The 2733-nt window shown below is 35.7% G+C and carries 3 protein-coding genes; 2 read left to right on the top strand and 1 reads right to left on the bottom strand.

Going from position 1 to position 2733, the window contains the following annotated elements; genetic code table 11:
* Positions 1–393 (top strand): MarR family transcriptional regulator (locus tag FHL06_RS12320; protein WP_153386866.1); only part of this gene is annotated, 393 nt, incomplete at its 5' end.
* 379 nt (positions 394–772) lie between these two features.
* On the opposite strand, the gene FHL06_RS14415 is transcribed toward FHL06_RS12320, so the two are convergent.
* Positions 773–988, bottom strand: a complete 216-nt coding sequence (locus FHL06_RS14415; RefSeq protein WP_238334040.1) for a hypothetical protein — start codon at positions 986–988, stop codon at positions 773–775.
* A 242-nt stretch (positions 989–1230) separates the two neighbouring features.
* Between FHL06_RS14415 and FHL06_RS12310 the strand changes: the two genes are divergently transcribed.
* The gene (locus FHL06_RS12310; RefSeq protein WP_153386864.1) at positions 1231–2184 is read left to right on the top strand and encodes a protein rep; all 954 of its coding nucleotides are present in this window, start codon (positions 1231–1233) and stop codon (positions 2182–2184) included.
* Positions 2185–2733: the final 549 nt, after the last annotated feature.

Below are 2733 nucleotides of genomic sequence, written 5' to 3'. Positions count from 1 at the left end.
ATTTATTGGGCCGCTATTATCAGGGAAACTTTTTCTAAGCTATACAAAGATAATATTAATGGAGCTGGATATAGAGTTTTCTTTTTCCTTTGTTCTGAAGCTAATATAGATACCAATATAGCTAGCGTTAGTCAAAAACGAATTGCTGAAGTTTTGGGAATGAATAAAAGTACTGTATCTAAAGCTATACATTTATTATTAGATGATCAGTATTTGGCTCGTACTAGTTCTGGTTTTATGATTAATCCTAACTTGATATATGCTGGTAAAGGATATGAGAATGAGAGAGAGGCTTTGAGAGAAGATTTTAGTGATAATTTGACAAAAATTGGAATTAATCAGAAGTTTGAGCTTGATGAAGAAACGGGTCAATTGGAAGAACCGTTTCGTTGAGGTTAGTACTGCTTTTGGTCTAATCAAATAGAATGAGATTTTTGGGTCAATGCGCACTTACACACAACATGAAGTTGTGTTGTGCTAAACCCATCAAAACCTGCATCAGATTTCGCGTTGCTCAAACGTAACTGGCTGCGTCAGTTTGGAACATTCAAAAATAAATAAGTTCAGTCGCTAGCTCCTTCGAACTTTTTTATTTTTGAACGTTAATTTTAAAGGCTCTTATTTGCGTTTTAAGCGATTTTAGCTAACAGTGAGCTATCTAACTGTCTGTCAACGGTAAATCGACTTAGAGGGGCTTATTGAGCCTTACAGGCGATGTTAGCCCCTCTTGGAGGCTTTAAGGAGTTGACTGACTTTACTCAACCCAAGAGCCTTATGTCCTAGGAAACAAGCCATTGTTTCCTCGAGCCCAGCGGCGGCAAGCGTTGCGCTCCAGCTGGCTCAGCTGGTCGGTGTGGCTGAAAGCCACGGTTTTAAAAAAAGACAGTTCAGCGGTTTTTGCTGATCTGTCTTTTTGGGTTTTGAAAGCGACGTTTTTTGTCGCTTTCTTCTTATCTTGATACATACTAGACACAATTATTTTTTTCAAAGTTGCCTTTAAGCCTTGACGTGTCTGGCTTAAAGCGTATTATGATGGTATAAAATAAAATAATAAAAAAACCCACGTGAGAATTCCTAGTTTGGCGACCCGGAACACGTGAGTTAATCTTAAATATTCGTATTTACTAGACATAGTTTAAAGCTTGAGTTATTAAGCGTCAAGTACCTAGGTTAAGTAAGTACATAAAAAGATTAGCTCCTCTCACGTGATTAGTGAGAGGGGCTTTTGATTTGGTAAATAAAAAGATATTGCAAGATAAAAATAGTTATGGGAAGCCACGACCTTGGCGGCAGAAGAAATTAGAAAACTTACGTTATGCAGAATATCTATCAATTTTGTTATATAAAAAAGCACATAAAGTACAAGGATGCGCTGATGTTTTGCGTTTTCGAAAATTGCCTGATGGTTCGACTAAGCTTTATCAAACGTGGTTCTGTAAGAGTCGGTTATGTCCTTTGTGTAACTGGCGTAGGAGCTTAAAAAACTCTAGTCAGTTAACTAAAATTTTGACAGAAGCTCATCGGCAACATTCAACCGCTAGATTTATTTTTTTGACACTTACAGAGGAAAATTCAGTTGATGGTGTTGATTTAAAATGGCGTTTGAAGGCGTTAACTCATGCTTTCTTTAAGCTGGTTCATTATAAAAAGGTATCTAAGAACTTGCTAGGCTTTGTTCGCTCGACTGAAATTACAATGAATGCAAATGGTTCTTATCATCAACATTTGCATGTTTTGTTGTTTGTTAAGAGTGCTTATTTTAAAGGAACAGGAAACTATTTGTCTCAGGCTGATTGGACTAGCTTATGGCAGAAGGCTCTTAAAAGCTCATATAAGCCGATTGTGAACGTTGAGGCGGTTCGAGTGAATAAATCTAAGGGAAAGCCTTCTTTGCTTGCTAGCGCACAGGAGACGGCTAAATATCAAGTCAAGTCTGCTGATTACATGACGGACGATGATAATCGTAACCAACAAGTAATTGATGACTTGGAGCAAGCCTTGGCTGGAACCCGTCAAATTGGTTATGGGGGTTTACTTAAGATAATTAAAAAGCAGTTGAAATTAGATGATGCTGATAATGGTGATTTGATAAATGTTGATGGTGATAGCTTGTCTGAACCGACAGAAGCTGAATTGATTGTGGCTAAATGGGATAATCATCAACGAAATTATATAATTTGGTGAATAAAAAAGAAGAAAGCAGCTGCTAGCTGTACTTTCTCCTTTGAATCATTTAAAATCTTATTTAACAGCAAAAGTTAAATAGATTGGTGACAATCTTTTGGGCTAAATGGTTTATATTACGCCGCGATTGCTATCTATTGGAGTAGATTCCCAACGGCGTTTACAAAAACTGTGTTAAGATTATTGCCTTCTTTCTTGCCTTTACATGATCTAATCGTGTAGAGGTTTATTTTTTATCTTAATTCCTCTTATTAATATAGGGAAGGGCATACAATATTTAAAATTTCTTGATTTAAAGCTTTTTACAGAAAATATGAGTTTCCTAATATAAACTTTTAGTTTCTAATTTAGTATATTTTGTTTTATTATTTACGCATATAGGAAACTAAAAAGGAGGAGATTTTGTGAAAAAGAAGAGAAATATTTATTGGGCCGCTATTATCAGGGAAACTTTTTCTAAGCTATACAAAGATAATATTAATGGAGCTGGATATAGAGTTTTCTTTTTCCTTTGTTCTGAAGCTAATATAGATACCAATATAGCTAGCG

Source organism: Companilactobacillus halodurans (assembly GCF_009600985.1).
Classification (GTDB): Bacteria; Bacillota; Bacilli; order Lactobacillales; family Lactobacillaceae; genus Companilactobacillus; species Companilactobacillus halodurans.
The sequence above is the reverse complement of the archived record's forward strand: the minus strand, read 5'-3'. Positions and strand labels throughout refer to the sequence as shown.